Origin of the sequence: Salinivibrio kushneri (assembly GCF_005280275.1) — a bacterium.
GTDB lineage: Bacteria > Pseudomonadota > Gammaproteobacteria > Enterobacterales > Vibrionaceae > Salinivibrio > Salinivibrio kushneri.
In genome coordinates, this window is sequence record NZ_CP040021.1 from 1823113 (window position 1) to 1837971 (window position 14859).

The following is a 14859-nucleotide window of genomic DNA, read 5'->3' on the forward strand; positions in this document are numbered from 1 at the left end:
TTAATCCTGGTAACAAATAAGGTTGCTAAGTGCGCGTTGCCAATCACTCGCTGGAATAGAAAAATGCGCCATGATTTTGCTGGTATTTAAGCGCGAATTCGCGGGGCGTTTGGCAGGCGTTGGGTACTCAGCCGTTGAAATAGGTGTCACCGCGGGTACGGCTTCTAATATGCCTTGCTCGTAAGCACAGGTAAAAATCGTCGACGCAAATTCACACCAACTCACATGCGGCTCACCAGCAAAATGATAGACGCCATAGGCCACGTCATTTCCTGCATCAATACACTGGGCGATATGGATCAACGCCTGGGCGATATCGCCCGCATACGTAGGGCCGCCTACCTGATCATCAACAATGCTTAAGCTATCTCGCTGAGACGCTAGGCGAAGCATGGTTTTAACAAAGTTACCGCCATGCTCACCAAACACCCATGCCGTGCGGATAATAATGTGCTTTGAACACGCGGTTTGTATCGCCTGCTCACCAGCCAGTTTACTCGCTCCATAAACACTTTGTGGCTCGGGGCAGTCTTGTTCGTGATAGGCGTCTTTTTTATCGCCCGCAAAGACATAATCGGTTGAAATATGTAACAGCGCCGCGCCTTGCTGTTCAGCCGCTTCTGCTAGGTGTTGTGCGCCTTTTTGGTTAACGGCATAGGCACGGTCACGATCGCTCTCTGCTTTATCCACTGCTGTGTACGCCGCAGCATTAATAATCACCGTCGGCTTAAATTCACTGACCTGACTCATCACCGCGGAGCGATCGGTAATATCTAATTGATGCCTGTCGCAAGCCAACATAGTGACTTGCTCATTATCCATCAATTGCTCGACCAGACAGTGACCGACTTGCCCTTGACTACCGGTTATTAGAACGCGCATCAGACTGCCCTTTTGCTGTTGACTCACTGACCAATTTTGCTAAATATTGGCCGTAATCGTTTTTCATCATCGGCTCGGCCAACGCCAGTAATTGCTCGTCACTTAGCCAGCCCTGTCGCCACGCAATCTCTTCTAAACAGGCGACTTTTAGCCCTTGCACATTTTCAATGGTTTGCACAAAAGACGATGCCTCGTGCAAACTTTCATGGGTACCGGTGTCCAGCCAAGCAAAACCACGGCCCAATAGCTCGACATTAAGCGCGTCATCATGTAAGTACATTTCATTAATCGCTGTAATCTCAAGCTCACCACGGGCTGACGGTTTGACTCGCTTTGCCATCTCAACCACACGGTTATCATAAAAATACAACCCTGTGACCGCGTACTGGGATTTTGGCGCTGACGGTTTTTCTTCAATCGATATGGCCTTCATTGTCTCGTCAAACTCAACCACACCAAAACGCTCAGGATCTTTGACTTGATAACCAAAAACGGTAGCGCCAGATTCTCGCGCTGCAGCACGTTTAAGTGTATTTGAAAAAGACTGACCGTAAAAAATGTTATCGCCCAGCACTAAGCAGACATTATCATCACCGATGAAGTCTTCACCAATGATAAACGCCTGAGCCAATCCGTCCGGGCTTGGCTGAACGGCATACTCCAGATGGATACCAAAATCAGACCCATCCCCCAAAAGACGCTTAAACGCGGCGTTATCTTCAGGCGTAGTAATGATCAAAATGTCGCGAATGCCTGCCAACATCAAGGTTGACAGCGGATAAAACACCATCGGCTTGTCATAAATCGGCAACAGCTGTTTGGAGACGCCGCGCGTGAGTGGATACAAACGCGATCCTGACCCGCCAGCAAGGATAATTCCTTTCATAAAAAACAGTCCTAGATCCAAGCTCCCAGACCCAAACGCCCGCGAGCAAAAAGCAAAGATTTGAAAAAGTGTGGAAGCTAGTTCGCGCCTAGCCGCTCGCGTGTGTAAGAGCCATCAAGGACTCTCTGCCACCATTCACGGTTGGTCAGATACCATTCCACCGTTTTGCGGATCCCGGATTCAAAGGTTTCTTGTGGCGTCCAACCAAGCTCGCGTTCAATTTTGCCAGCATCAATCGCATAGCGAACATCGTGGCCAGGGCGATCTTGAACATATGTAATCAGCGATGCATGTTGTGTCCCTTCCAGATAGCCCCGTTTATGCATGGGAACAAGCTCATCCATAATGGCACAAATCGTTTTCACGACCTCGATGTTCTGCTTCTCATTGTGGCCGCCGATATTATAGGTTTCGCCTACTGCGCCTTTCGTCACCACTTGATACAGCGCACGAGCATGATCATCAACAAACAGCCAATCACGCACCTGTAAGCCATTACCATAAACAGGTAACGATTTACCCTCCAAGGCATTAAGAATCATAAGCGGGATCAGTTTTTCTGGAAAATGATACGGGCCATAATTGTTGGAGCAGTTCGTCACTATTGTTGGCAAGCCGTAAGTACGTTGCCAAGCACGTACTAAATGGTCACTCGATGCTTTCGACGCTGAATAAGGACTTGATGGCGCATAAGGAGTCGTCTCAGTGAACAGCTCATCGGTGCCGTGCAAATCGCCATACACTTCATCGGTGGAGATATGATGAAAGCGAAATGCCGCTTGACGTTTATCATCCAGCCCATTCCAATATTGGCGGCACACCTCGAGCAAGGTATAGGTACCGATAATATTGGTCTCCACAAATGCTGCCGGCCCATCAATGGAACGATCAACATGTGACTCAGCCGCTAAATGCATTACCGCGTCCGGCTGATGGGTTGTAAATACTCGTTCAAGCGCCTCACGATCGCAAATATCAACCTGCTCAAACGCATATCTCGGGTTATCTTCCCATCCGGTGAGGGATTCCAAATTGCCGGCGTAGGTTAGCTTATCAACATTGACGACCGAGTTTGTCGTGTGGTCGATAATATGCCGAATTACCGCCGAGCCAATAAACCCGGCGCCCCCCGTTACCAAAATCTTCATGATTGTCCTTTGTTTTTGCAGTCGTGCTAGCAAACCGCACCACCCAAATTGTTTCGGAATTATCTTACAAAGTATTAGGTTAGAGCAAGGAGCAGGACAAAATCCCAGAAGTTTGAAAACAGATGAAGGGGGACGGATTACCGAAGTCTATCGTACTGCAGACAAAGTTCCTAGGACCTAGGATCCTAGGTCCTAGGAACAGCTTTCCGCTCTTTCCCGTACTCCGTAAGCTAAGCGCTCCGTATTCCCATTCACGAATACCGATGACTGAATACAGAGTACAGAAAAAGCACGAGCCCCAATACGAGCACCCGCGTGTTCTTTCCCGGCTCTTCCCATCTCCCCCAGCATTCCGTATTCTGTCGTCCTTATTTACCAATTTTGATAACAAATTAGGCAGCACATCATGAAGGTACTCGTCACCGGTGGCACGGGGTATATTGGCAGCCACACTTGCATTCAACTGATTGAACAAGGCCATACGCCTATCGTTATCGATAACCTGTGCAATAGTAAAGAAATGGTGCTCGATCGCATTGAGCAAGTCACTGGCGCGCGACCGGCTTTTATGCAAGGTGATATTCGCGACAGTGCGTTCTTAAAACATGTGTTTACTGAATACAGCATTGATAGCGTGATCCACTTTGCCGGACTCAAAGCGGTCGGCGAGTCGGTTGAAAAGCCACTGAAATATTACGATAACAATGTCTCCGGGACCTTAAACTTGGTGCGTGAGATGCACGCGGCTAATGTCACATCACTGATTTTTAGCTCATCCGCCACGGTTTATGGCGATCCTACGTCGGTGCCAATTAAAGAAGACTTCCCCACCGCCGCCACTAACCCTTACGGACGCAGCAAGTTAATAGTGGAAGAGTGCTTACAGGACTTTCAACATGCCAATCCGGATTGGAGCATTACTCTGCTGCGTTACTTTAATCCGGTTGGTGCGCATGAGTCGGGATTACTAGGCGAAGATCCGCAAGGCACACCAAATAACTTGCTGCCTTTTGTGGCACAAGTGGCAGTGGGCCGACGCGAGAAGCTGGGCGTGTTTGGCAATGATTATTCTACCCCCGACGGCACCGGCGTGCGTGATTATATTCACGTAGTGGATCTGGCCGATGGACATTTAGCCGCGCTAGATAAGATGGCCTCTCAACCTGGCACTCATATCTTTAACCTCGGTACCGGCCAAGGCAACAGTGTATTAGAAATGGTGCATGCGTTTGAAGCCGCGGCTAAGCGCTCAATTCCCTACGAAATCAAACCTCGCCGCGCCGGCGACATTGCTGAGTGCTACGCTGATCCCACTTATGCCAAAACAATATTAGGCTGGACCGCCACTCGCGATCTGCAAACTATGGTCGAAGACACCTGGCGCTGGCAGTCGAATAACCCGGATGGGTATGGGGATTAGAGACTAGAAAGATCCTAGGGTCCTAGGATACGGAATACGGAAAAGCGTATCGTGCCTAACTCTCTCGATAAAGTTCCTAGGACCTAGGATCCTAGGACCTGCTTTCTGCTCTTCCCCGTATTCTGTAAGCGCAGCGCTCCGTATTCAAACACCCGAATACCGATGACTGAATACAGAGTACAGAAAGAGCAAGACCACCAATGCAAGCACATCGCTGCTCTTTCCCCTAGGACCTAGGACCTTTTTACGCTTTCCCGCACATTTAAGATGAAATATCTGTGATGCGCGCGGTATTTATTTTACTTCTCACCGCATAGCTATTAGAGTTTAATGGTGTCTGCGTTTGCAGACGTTTTTGTATTGATGCAAAAATCATGGAGAGACGAATGAAAAAAATTGCAACAGGCTTGATTGCTATGCTGTTCGCAGCGAGCACAATGGCCGCGACAGAAGCCGCGCCTGGCGCTGCGAGTGGTAGTAGTGCTGGTGCCGGTGCTGGAGCAAGTGCTGGGGCGGGTGCTAGCGCAGGTGCAGGTGCTGCCGGTGCAGGTGCTGCCGGTGCGGCTGCGACAGGTGGTATCGCTGCTGGTACCGTTGCTGCTGGTGTTGCCGCGGCGGCAGCCGTTGGTGCAGCGGTTGCTGCTGCTGACAGCAGCGACAGTGGAGCGTCGAACTCGACTTCAGTAAGCGCCGAGCAGTAAGTCTGCGTATCACGCAATGGCCACAAGTCCGCTTGTGGCTATTTTTCTATTACAGGAACGCCCGCCCTCGACCACCTATGATTAAAACCAATCAAGCGATTTTGACAATATGTATCGCGCTTGTGTCTGTCGGATGCACGCAGCGAGTAAAAGATCTGAATGACTCGTTTAAATTCGCCTATCATGGTTTCCCAGATGCAAAGAAGAGCTGGGAGGAAATTAACGCACTCCCTTATGCCAGTCTTTATGCACAACTCGATAGCGGCCCACAAGGCTTTATGGTGCTTGCATTTGTGGAGCCAAGCCAACATCCAAGTCCAAATTTAAAGTGGTTGTCAGGCGAGAATGAAATGATCGTCACCCGCAACAGTCGAATTGTTAAAACCGTCAACTTTGCAGAGGGTAATCTAACGGCCACCCAAGTGGATACACCTGACCCATTAAGTGTTGGGCTATCCACTATTAAGATGCCACACAGGTGGTCACGTACCATTGATTGGCAACCAGGTAACCATAGTGGTTATCGCGCTGAATCTATTTTTAAGCGTGGTAAAATGCAAGCTATCTCGATTAACGGCACGCAGGTAGAAACAATTAAGTACCATGAATTCGTCACTTTTCCCACGCTTGATACCCAGTTTACCAACCATTACTGGGTGACGGTAGAAACAGGCAAAGTGATTAAGTCTTACCAACATCTTGCCCCTGATTTACCTGCAGTGACGCTTACTCACCTAAAGTCCTTCCAGGGAGGCTCGCATGATTAACCGACATTTATTATGGCGCAGTCTTTGGGCTGTAACCGTCATGGTGACCACACCAGGCCTTGCGAATACTCTCACAGCAAACGCTGATATTGCCCTTTCTTTTCCTCAGCCACCTCGCCTATCTGACGCGGTATTGACCATCACTCAAACGCAGCAGCGGTCATTAGACGATATCTATTGGCCTGCAGCTGGCCTGTACCGCTTGGAAACGAAGAGAGCAAAAGGGATTCGAGATTTACAGCCCATCCGTGAGCAAATAAGCGGTAATACCGGTGAACAACGTCAGCGATGGCAAGCCCTCTACCATTCGCTCAACAAAATGGCTGTTGGCGAGCGTGTATCCGTCCCAGTAGACCCAGACATCACACGTATCACCCCAAATAAAAACCCGAAATTAAATGGTAATTGGCACTTACAACTGCCTAAGCGTCCACAGCACGTTATGGTACTCGGTAATGTCAGTCAACCGGGCTCTTACCCTTGGCATGAAAGGCTCTCGGCAAAAAGCTATCTACAGCAAGCAGAGCCGGGTTCATGGCACGACTCCACGGTGTGGGTGGTGAGTCCGTCGGGCGAGAGAGCGCAATACCCTATCGCCTATTGGAATGGGCAGCATCGCGATATCTTGCCGGGCTCAGTGATCTACCGTCCTCTAAATTATAAACCCACAAAAGATCAAATCATCGATCCTAACCAACACGTGCTGACTTATCTGCAAAATAGGTTTATTGAATAATGCGGTTTTTTTCTTCTCCCTCTCATCGCTTTTGGTTCTGCACCGTCGCATTGGCAGTGAGCAGTGCAGTATCAGCCGACAACTTCGATCACCCAGAACTAGTGCATTCACAAACCGACTTTGGCGGTGTGGGCTTGATGCAAATGCCTACCGCACGCACCGCACCAGAAGGTGAGTTTACTTTAGGCAGCACGTATAACGAAGATTATATCCATTTCAATACGTCGCTACAGTTGTTTCCTTGGTTAGAAACGACGGTTCGCTATACCCAAGTTCATGATCTGCTTTATAGCGATGATCCCGGCTTTAGCGGCGATACTAAATATACCGACAAAAGTTTGGATGCCAAACTACGCCTGTGGAAAGAAAGTTTCTGGCTCCCCGAACTGGCTGTCGGTGTGCGTGACATTGGCGGTACCGGATTGTTTGATGGTGAGTATATTGTCGGTTCAAAACGCGCTGGGCCGTTTGATTTTTCGCTTGGCATTGGCTGGGGCTATATGGGGAACCGCGCCAACCTCAAAGGGGATAAAAATCAATCATTCGATTGCGGACGCGACACAAGTTTTTCCGGTAGAGGTGGCAATGTTGACATTGATCGTATGTTTACCGGTTGTACCGCTTTATTCGGTGGCCTGGAGTATCAAACTCCTTACGCGCCGCTGAGTCTAAAACTTGAATATGACGGAAACGACTATCAAGGCGACTTTGTTAGTACAGAAACAGGCATCCCTATGGAAGTGAACAGCCCTTGGAATATAGGTGCCGTGTATCGATTAGGGGATTGGGGGGCAGCACGCTTAGCTTATGAACGTGGTGCAGCCATTACAGCAGGTATAAGCCTGAACACCAATTTTAACCAAGTCAGTTCCTTCTGGTTAGACGATAAAGCGCCAAGTTATAATCCGGCAGCCAAGCGCGACGACTTAAGTGAAGAGCAGTGGCAAACCCTGAGCGCCTCGCTCGCCAGTGTTGCCGGGTATAAAGATAACGAAGTACACTTTGATGGTGACACAGTCACTGTCATTGGCGAGCAAAGAAAGTACCGCAACCAAGATCATGCACAAACGCGCGCGGCCACTCTGATTGCCAATACAGGTATTGACGCCAAACAATACCGGATTATTGACCAGGCTGAGCGCCAACCCATCACTGAAACCGTGATTGATGCCAACACCTATGCCACCGTCGCCACGAACAGCTATGTGGGCGCAAACCCTGACGATGCACGCACCCGCAGGCAACCTCAACCCACACGGGGCTCCCTGAAAGCCATGGACCGCAAAAGGTTTGAAGCCGGCCTCGCGCCTGTATTTGTACAATCGTTTGGGGGGTCAGAAAATTTTTACATGTATTCACTGGGCGTGGCTGGCAACGCCGCCGCCCGGTTGGGCGATCATTTTATGGCCTCGTCCAGCGTGTATGTCAATATTGCCGACACTTATGACAAATTTAAATACACAGTCCCGCCCGATGGCACCGACCTTAAGCGGGTGCGCACGCTTAACCGCCAATATCTCGAAGACACGGTTAGAGTAACAAATATGCAACTAACCTATCTCGATCACTGGGGCAACAACTGGTATATCCAAACCTACGGCGGCTACTTAGAGACCATGTTTGCCGGTGCGGGCGGCGAAGTACTTTATCGCCCAATGGATAGCCAATTTGCGGTAGGACTTGATGCCAATTACGTGAAACAACGCGAACCGGGTTCAGCGTTTGGACTATTTAAAAACGAGTACCAACCCGCAGAAAATGGTAATCGTGCCTTCCGTGTGCAAACCGGTTCGACCACGGGCCACGCGACCCTTTACTGGCAAAACCCGCTTGGCTTATTTCACGGAACCCTGGCGAAAATCAGCGCCGGTCGCTATCTCACCGAAGATGTGGGGGTCACCGTGGATGTGGCTAAGCAATTTGATAGTGGGATCACCGTGGGTGCCTATGCCAGCAAAACCGATTTATCCGCTGATGAATACGGCGAAGGCAGCTTTACCAAAGGCTTTTATGTCTCTATTCCGTTTGATTTGCTCTCAGTGAAACCAACCACGTCACGTGGCAGGCTATCATGGCAGCCACTTCAGCGTGATGGCGGACAAAAACTTAACCGCAAATATTCGCTTTATGAGTTAACGGATGATCGCGCCCCCTGGTTTGCGCGTCCGGCAACTACCGACTAGAGTTTGAGTGCTGTATAGAACAAAAATTCCTGTCAGCTTAAAACAAGGAAGAGATTGTGATTAACTCATTCGTCGACTTGGCTTTGCTTCTATTTTTCTCGACCAGCTCATTGTTTGTGCTCAGAAAACTTGCTAGGCGTATTGATCTTGTGGATAAACCGGATATGCGTAAACACCATGCTGGCGCTGTTCCACTCGTGGGTGGGTTGGCTGTGTGTTTGTCGCTGGTCTACTTTATATTTAATAACCCTGACGTCATCCCCCATAGTGGCTTATATGCCACCTGTATGTTGGTCCTTGTCACAATCGGGGTATTAGATGATAAATTTGATATCGACTTTAAACTGCGGATCGGCGTGCAAGCTGCTCTCGCAGTGGTCATGATGGTGATGGGGGATATCGAACTTAGCCGTTTAGGTAATATTTTTGCCACTGGACGTATTCAACTCGAGACCTTGGGTTATGGACTCACAGTGCTTGCGGTAATTGGCGCTATCAATGCATTTAACATGGTAGATGGTATTGATGGGCTACTAGGCGGACTCGCCACTGTGACTTTTGTTAGCTTGGGGTTACTGCTGTTCTTGAACGGTCATCAATCAATGGCCTATTTATGTCTTGTCCTCACCGTGATTATGGCGCCGTATCTGCTATTTAATCTGGGGGTATTAGGTCGTGAGCGAAAAGTTTTTATGGGCGATGCCGGCAGCATGCTGATTGGCTTTACCGTCATTTGGTTTTTACTGCTTGCCAGCCAACACCCAACTAATGCCGCGATACGCCCTGTAACCGGACTATGGCTTATTGCCCTGCCCTTGATGGATATGACCGCGATTATGTTCCGGCGCGTTAAGCGCGGCGACTCGCCTTTTAAGCCGGACCGAGAGCATTTACACCACATTTTTCAACGCATGGGTTTATCTCCGCGCCAAACACTGGGCGCTATTTGCTTGCTCGCAACAGCATTAGCCAGCATCGGCATGATTGGTGAGTTATTCAATATTCATGAAACCATCATGTTCATCGGTTTTTTAGTCTGTTTCGTCCTTTATTGCATGATGCTCCGACACATCTGGCGAGTAACCTCTTTTATCCGCGCAAAGTTGGGAAAAAATGAATTTGGTGAAAAGGTTGGAGAGGTTAGAAGCTAGAGGCTAGAGGCTAGAGGCTAGAAAGACCCTAGGGTCCTAGGTCCTAGGTCCTAGGTCCTAGGAAAAGATAACGGAATACTGAATACGGAAAAAGCGTATCGTGCCTGGCCTTGCTCTTCTCCGTATTCTGTAAGCGAAGCGCTCCGTATTCAAGATCCCGAATACCGATCACGGAAAACGCATGAACATCCGCGTCACGAAAGGCTTCCCAGCACGGTCGCCAGGTACTCTTGGTCCATCGCGCACATCATTCGCTTGCGTTGAATCCCGGCTTTAAAACTCTTCTCTTGCTTTAATAAATTCAGAACCATTTGCCTTATTCGTGCAAAGACTTCCGCTCGGTCATCCACCCTAATTCGGCAGGTATCTTCTTTTAACCCAACATCCAGTTGCCAGTGCATTGATTCAATTAACCAATGCGAGCGAGTGGCATCATGAAGCTCTTTCGCTGTCAGCGCTTTTGAGCTTATATAATAGCGCACGGAGATATCTGATTCTTCGGCGTGCTTTCCTTCTTGTCGAACACTCACCATGATGCCCATCGTTTTTAATTCTGGCCAATCATAAGCCAAATCACCTAATACACTTAAATCGGTATTAATCAGTGCACATCGTGTTTCCAAACGCCCATGCGATTTCTCTTGTGATGAATAGCTATCGCCATCAAAATGTTGAAGCATTGAGGGGCGGTAATAATTATCAAACGCTTCATCTAACCTGCCTTGATTTCCTTTAACAGCAAGCAAATAATCAGCATTTTTATCGATGATTTTCTGTGCAATTTTTCGCTGACAACCCATGGCATCAATGGTAATCAAACAACCTGAAATATCTAGCAATTCTAGTAGTTTAGGGATGGCAGTGATCTCGTTCGTCTTACTGTCTACTTTTGACTGTCCGAGGCATACACCATTTGCGGTTGCGAACGCATTAACCATATGAATAGCAGCTTGGTCTGTTGCTCTGTTATACGATCCTTTCAGTGTTTTTCCATCAATGGCAACCACTTCGCCATCCGTTAATTCATGACACGATTTCATCCATTCTATAAAGGCTTTTTGTAATGCCTTTGGACTGATGGTTCCCATCACTCTTGCGATCGTATCTGCCGACGGTGACGTTTTACCTGAAAAGCCAAAACGTAATAAGAAATCGCGCTGCTTACGGCCATAATCACTAATGCCTTTCCAGGTATCATGACCAGAAAGAACCGCACAGATCGTTATCAAAATAATATCTGATAACGTATGTTCAACTTTTCCTTCTTGGCGAATATCTTTGATGGAAACGAAATGCATAAATGGACTTTTTTCTTCTGTCATTTTTAATCTCCTAAACGTTAGGAGACCATTAAATCGCACTGAAAATGATCAACAAATTGATCCTTTATTTTCACTAGTTTTAATTAATAAAGATGGTACAACGCACGGTTTTCATCCCCAAGTGACAATTTAGTCATTAAGTTGCTAGCCCAGGCGTGGCGCGGATCTTCATGCGTTTTCCCTGGGCCGCATTAGCATCGACAACAATGTGACAGAGCGAGACATCCGCCCGTTCGCCACGGGTCGAAAGAACTGGATGTTCTCGACATCTGTCGGTGGAGCAAAAGCGAGTGCCAATCTGTATAGCTTGGTGATGACATGTCGTGCCAATGACATCAATCCCTACTATTACTTCCGACACCTGTTCGATGAATTACCCAAGCGCTCGCCATCGGACGATATGTCAGATCTAATGCCATGGTGTGTGGATCTCAGTGATGAGTAGCCACTCACCGGTTTATTAACCGCTTACAGAGCGCCGATGCGAGCACGGGGCTGCTCTTATCCGTATTCAAGCTTTTATATTTGGTAGAAGTCTTTATACCACGCTACAAACTGCGCGACGCCTTCTTTCACACTCACTTTCGGCTGATAAGCCGTGGCGGCGAACAAATCTTGGGTATCAGCATAAGTTTGATACACATCACCCGGCTGCATACCACGAAAGTTTTTCTTTGCTTCTATCCCCAACTCAGATTCAATGGCCTGGATGAAGTCCATTAAGTTAATCGGACTACCATGACCAATGTTATAAAGTGCATAAGGCGCTGAACTACTGTTTGGGTGGCCTTGCTCGACTGTCCATGTACTATCACGCTGAGGTATCACATCAGCAACACGCACTACGCCTTCGACGATGTCATCGATATAGGTGAAGTCACGCCACATATCACCGTGATTATTAATGTCGATGGTATCGCCATCGAGAATCTTTTTAGTGAAGATAAACGGTGCCATATCAGGCCGTCCCCACGGGCCATAAACCGTAAAAAAACGCAAACCAGTGGTAGGAATATCGTAGAGATGCGAATAGCTGTGTGCCATCAGCTCGTTCGACTTTTTGGTGGCTGCGTAGAGCGAAACCGGATGATCCACTGAATCACAGCTACTAAACGGTACTTTGCTGTTTAGCCCGTACACTGAGCTCGATGAGGCATACACTAAGTGATCAACCTTAACGCTCCGACACCCCTCTAGAATATTCAAGTGCCCAACAAGATTTGAATCCGCGTAGGCATGCGGATTTTCCAACGAATAGCGCACTCCCGCTTGCGCCGCGAGATGGATAACGCGGTCAAACTTTTCTTGCTCAAACAGCTCTGCAACCGCGGTGCGATCGGCAATATCAAGCGACAAAAATCTAAAACTGGCTTGAGGGATACTATTCAACCTTGCCTGCTTAAGTGATACATCATAATAATCGTTGAGGTTATCTATCCCGACTACCTGATGCCCCTGCGTTAGCAGCTTTTGTGCTACCGCACTACCTATAAAGCCGGCCACGCCGGTGACAAGGTATTTCATTACATTTCCTCGGGTTGCGCTATCAAGTACTAACCTACGTGACGCTATAACAGTTAAATCTACTCAGCTTATTATATATTTATCTTATAATACGTAATACGCCATTTATTGCATAATGGGAAAAATAATAAAGTGCTTGAAATAGATTAAGATTTTCCACTTCACGATACAACTTCCAATTATAAAGTGCCGCTTTTAATTTATTTGATGAAATCGAGTCCTTTCTTACCCGGTATTTTGCTAAAGGTTGAGCGATACCATAAGCGATGCCGCATTTTTTTAGAATGCGAAGCCATAAGCCGAAATCTTGCCTTTTTCTAATGAGAGGCATATAGACTTTACCTATTTTCTTCGTATCATACATAGCGGTTAAGCAGCCAATGACACAACATTTGAGTAACTCATGATAGCTAACATTCTCTGGTACAGAGACCGTACCGATATCAACACCTTCCTCATCAATTTTATGATAGGCAGAAAATGAAAATGCGATATCGTCCTGCTGCATAAAAACCAACTGTTTTTCTAATTTATCCGGCAACCACAAATCGTCGCTATCCAAAAACGCAATATAACGCCCTTGAGCAGCCTCAATACCGGCATTACGCGCTACCGCTGCGCCTGAGTTTTCTTTTAACTGTATTAGCTTAATTCGTGAATCTTTTTCTGTATAGGATTTAATGACTGAAACCGAATTATCACTAGAGCAATCATCAACAATTATCATTTCCCAATCAGTTAACGTTTGATAACGTATAGAGTCAATTGTGTCAGAAATATAATGGATAGAGTTGTAAGAGGGGGTTATAATTGAAACCTTCATCAGAGAAAAGCCTTTCACCAATACAAAAAACACTACCTAAAACTTAAATAGTTTGCACAACGGTAAGTTTTCGAAATGTAATAATATTTCACAAAGAAACCTAAAAAGCCATAATAAAAGGGGATAAATATAATTTGATCAGTGATGACAGATGAAAGTGAAGTTATAGGTAATACAATCAAAAAAACATTCATTGCCATTGACAAACTAAACATGTGCCAGTCGTATAAAGAAAGTGCCGCCTTAGCTACTCTGAGTGTCATTATTAAAAAAAATATCCCAAGAAAAACATATAGCATCACACCTATCGCTCCATATCTATAAACATAAAGCGCATAAAAAGACTCTAGTAAGGGCACATAACCTTTACCTATACCACTACCAATGATATTCGCTGTGCTTGAATTATTAACGACCCAAATAAACTGGCTCACTCTAATATTTGCCGATCCTTGTTCAGATCCCAAGTCAATACCATTACTTAATAGGTGTTTAATTCCAATGTAGGCATAAGAAAGCTGGTCTTCTATTAGACTAGGAAACATCAAAACAACAATCATAGACGATAAAATAATCGTCAGACCTGAAAAAAAAACTCTCCTTCTGTAAGGAAAACCTACATAAAAAATATAAACAAAGGAAACAAAAAAAACCGCTACTGCCAGAGACAAAATCAATGTTCGACTCTGTGACAAAAGGAGCGCCAAAATAGTGGTAAAAAATGCAAGGGAATACCATTTTGATACAGACAATGCCAGAAAAAGAAATAACAAACAGCCTAGCAACATAAATGTAGCAAAAAAGTATGTAATACCAAATGGACTCAACGCTTTCCCTTCTAATACGGGTCTCGGTGCTGTATACAAAACATGAGTAATAACGTCAAGCCCAGCAGTCGCTTCTAGTACACCAATCGATGCTACAATAAGCAATAGTATAATAAAGGGTTTTACAAGGTATATTTTAAAGTCTCTCAATGAATCAAACCATACATAACCGCTCGTAAATGCTAACAATCCCAATACTGGCTTAATTAACTCAATAAAGTCACGCATTACAATACGACCGGAATCAACTATCAATGATAGGAAAGTCAACCCTATAAAAAAAATAAAATAAGAAAATGCTAATTTCGTTGCAAAGCGAGGTAATAACTTTTTTTTAAGGCAAATAAAAATAAAAAAACAAGTGCTAATAATCAATGGAATAAAAGTTCCTAAATATACGCCAGATTTTGTATATGTAGGAAAGGTCGGAAAAAGAACAAATAAAAAAATAAACAGAGGGTATAGAGATTTATGTTTTATTACATCCAT

Annotated in this window: 13 protein-coding genes and 1 pseudogene; 7 read left to right on the plus strand and 7 right to left on the minus strand. The window is 46.3% G+C overall.

The genetic code is table 11. The annotated features are described in order from the left end of the window. The 3 genes from rfbD to rfbB all read right to left on the minus strand — a co-directional run bounded on the left by rfbD (position 1) and on the right by rfbB (position 2916). The gene (gene rfbD, locus FCN78_RS08540) at positions 1-882 is read right to left on the minus strand and encodes a dTDP-4-dehydrorhamnose reductase (RefSeq protein ID WP_077659451.1); all 882 of its coding nucleotides are present in this window, start codon (positions 880-882) and stop codon (positions 1-3) included. Next, entirely contained in the window at positions 860-1768 is a 909-nt protein-coding gene (rfbA, locus tag FCN78_RS08545; RefSeq protein WP_077659450.1) for a glucose-1-phosphate thymidylyltransferase RfbA, read from the minus strand. Before rfbA ends, rfbD begins: the two co-directional genes overlap by 23 nt. A gap of 77 nt (positions 1769-1845) precedes the next feature. Further along, positions 1846-2916 carry a dTDP-glucose 4,6-dehydratase gene (gene rfbB, locus FCN78_RS08550; protein ID WP_077659449.1) on the minus strand — a complete coding sequence of 357 codons (1071 nt, stop codon included), beginning with the start codon at positions 2914-2916 and terminating at the stop codon, positions 1846-1848. A gap of 406 nt (positions 2917-3322) precedes the next feature. Here rfbB and galE point away from each other — a divergent pair, with 406 nt between their 5' ends. The 6 genes from galE (at position 3323) to wecA (ending at position 9874) form a co-directional block, all read left to right on the plus strand. Next, on the plus strand, positions 3323-4336 hold the full coding sequence (gene galE / locus FCN78_RS08555) for a UDP-glucose 4-epimerase GalE (protein ID WP_077659448.1): 1014 nt from the start codon (positions 3323-3325) through the stop codon (positions 4334-4336). A gap of 386 nt (positions 4337-4722) precedes the next feature. After that, complete coding sequence (locus FCN78_RS15865) at positions 4723-5037, plus strand: hypothetical protein (protein ID WP_077659447.1); 315 nt, start codon at positions 4723-4725, stop codon at positions 5035-5037. A 77-nt stretch (positions 5038-5114) separates the two neighbouring features. Continuing rightward, positions 5115-5804 carry a YjbF family lipoprotein gene (locus FCN78_RS08565; RefSeq protein ID WP_077659446.1) on the plus strand — a complete coding sequence of 230 codons (690 nt, stop codon included), beginning with the start codon at positions 5115-5117 and terminating at the stop codon, positions 5802-5804. After that, complete coding sequence (locus FCN78_RS08570; protein ID WP_077659445.1) at positions 5797-6540, plus strand: capsule biosynthesis GfcC family protein; 744 nt, start codon at positions 5797-5799, stop codon at positions 6538-6540. The genes FCN78_RS08565 and FCN78_RS08570 overlap by 8 nt, the downstream gene beginning before the upstream one ends. After that, entirely contained in the window at positions 6540-8723 is a 2184-nt protein-coding gene (locus FCN78_RS08575; RefSeq protein ID WP_077659444.1) for a YjbH domain-containing protein, read from the plus strand. Before FCN78_RS08570 ends, FCN78_RS08575 begins: the two co-directional genes overlap by 1 nt. 56 nt (positions 8724-8779) lie before the next feature. Further along, positions 8780-9874: a UDP-N-acetylglucosamine--undecaprenyl-phosphate N-acetylglucosaminephosphotransferase gene (gene wecA, locus FCN78_RS08580; protein WP_077659443.1), complete on the plus strand. Its 1095-nt coding sequence runs from the start codon at positions 8780-8782 to the stop codon at positions 9872-9874. Between the two features lie 194 nt (positions 9875-10068). Here wecA and FCN78_RS08585 read toward each other — a convergent pair whose 3' ends face one another. Then, a complete protein-coding gene (locus FCN78_RS08585; protein WP_077659442.1) occupies positions 10069-11196 on the minus strand; it encodes an ISAs1 family transposase in 1128 nt (375 codons plus the stop codon). Positions 11197-11380: 184 nt separating this feature from the next. On the opposite strand from FCN78_RS08585, the pseudogene FCN78_RS08590 reads away from it, so the two are divergent. Next, a pseudogene (locus FCN78_RS08590) lies at positions 11381-11641 on the plus strand (transposase domain-containing protein); the annotation flags it as partial. A 74-nt stretch (positions 11642-11715) separates the two neighbouring features. Here FCN78_RS08590 and FCN78_RS08595 read toward each other — a convergent pair. The 3 genes from FCN78_RS08595 to FCN78_RS08605 form a co-directional block, all read right to left on the minus strand. Beyond that, entirely contained in the window at positions 11716-12720 is a 1005-nt protein-coding gene (locus tag FCN78_RS08595; RefSeq protein WP_077659441.1) for an NAD-dependent epimerase, read from the minus strand. Between the two features lie 79 nt (positions 12721-12799). Then, a complete protein-coding gene (locus FCN78_RS08600; protein WP_077659440.1) occupies positions 12800-13543 on the minus strand; it encodes a glycosyltransferase family 2 protein in 744 nt (247 codons plus the stop codon). Positions 13544-13575: 32 nt separating this feature from the next. Beyond that, a complete protein-coding gene (locus FCN78_RS08605; protein ID WP_077659439.1) occupies positions 13576-14859 on the minus strand; it encodes a hypothetical protein in 1284 nt (427 codons plus the stop codon).

Bases quoted from the DNA above. Each gene is read 5' to 3' on its own strand.
- FCN78_RS08595 (WP_077659441.1), bottom strand. From the start codon at position 12,720: ATGAAATACCTTGTCACCGGCGTGGCCGGCTTTATAGGTAGTGCGGTA.
- FCN78_RS08605 (WP_077659439.1), bottom strand. From the start codon at position 14,859: ATGGATGTAATAAAACATAAATCTCTATACCCTCTGTTTATTTTTTTA.
- FCN78_RS15865 (WP_077659447.1), top strand. From the start codon at position 4,723: ATGAAAAAAATTGCAACAGGCTTGATTGCTATGCTGTTCGCAGCGAGC.
- FCN78_RS08565 (WP_077659446.1), top strand. From the start codon at position 5,115: ATGATTAAAACCAATCAAGCGATTTTGACAATATGTATCGCGCTTGTG.
- FCN78_RS08600 (WP_077659440.1), bottom strand. From the start codon at position 13,543: ATGAAGGTTTCAATTATAACCCCCTCTTACAACTCTATCCATTATATT.
- FCN78_RS08570 (WP_077659445.1), top strand. From the start codon at position 5,797: ATGATTAACCGACATTTATTATGGCGCAGTCTTTGGGCTGTAACCGTC.
- rfbD (WP_077659451.1), bottom strand. From the start codon at position 882: ATGCGCGTTCTAATAACCGGTAGTCAAGGGCAAGTCGGTCACTGTCTG.
- rfbA (WP_077659450.1), bottom strand. From the start codon at position 1,768: ATGAAAGGAATTATCCTTGCTGGCGGGTCAGGATCGCGTTTGTATCCA.
- FCN78_RS08575 (WP_077659444.1), top strand. From the start codon at position 6,540: ATGCGGTTTTTTTCTTCTCCCTCTCATCGCTTTTGGTTCTGCACCGTC.
- rfbB (WP_077659449.1), bottom strand. From the start codon at position 2,916: ATGAAGATTTTGGTAACGGGGGGCGCCGGGTTTATTGGCTCGGCGGTA.
- FCN78_RS08585 (WP_077659442.1), bottom strand. From the start codon at position 11,196: ATGACAGAAGAAAAAAGTCCATTTATGCATTTCGTTTCCATCAAAGAT.
- galE (WP_077659448.1), top strand. From the start codon at position 3,323: ATGAAGGTACTCGTCACCGGTGGCACGGGGTATATTGGCAGCCACACT.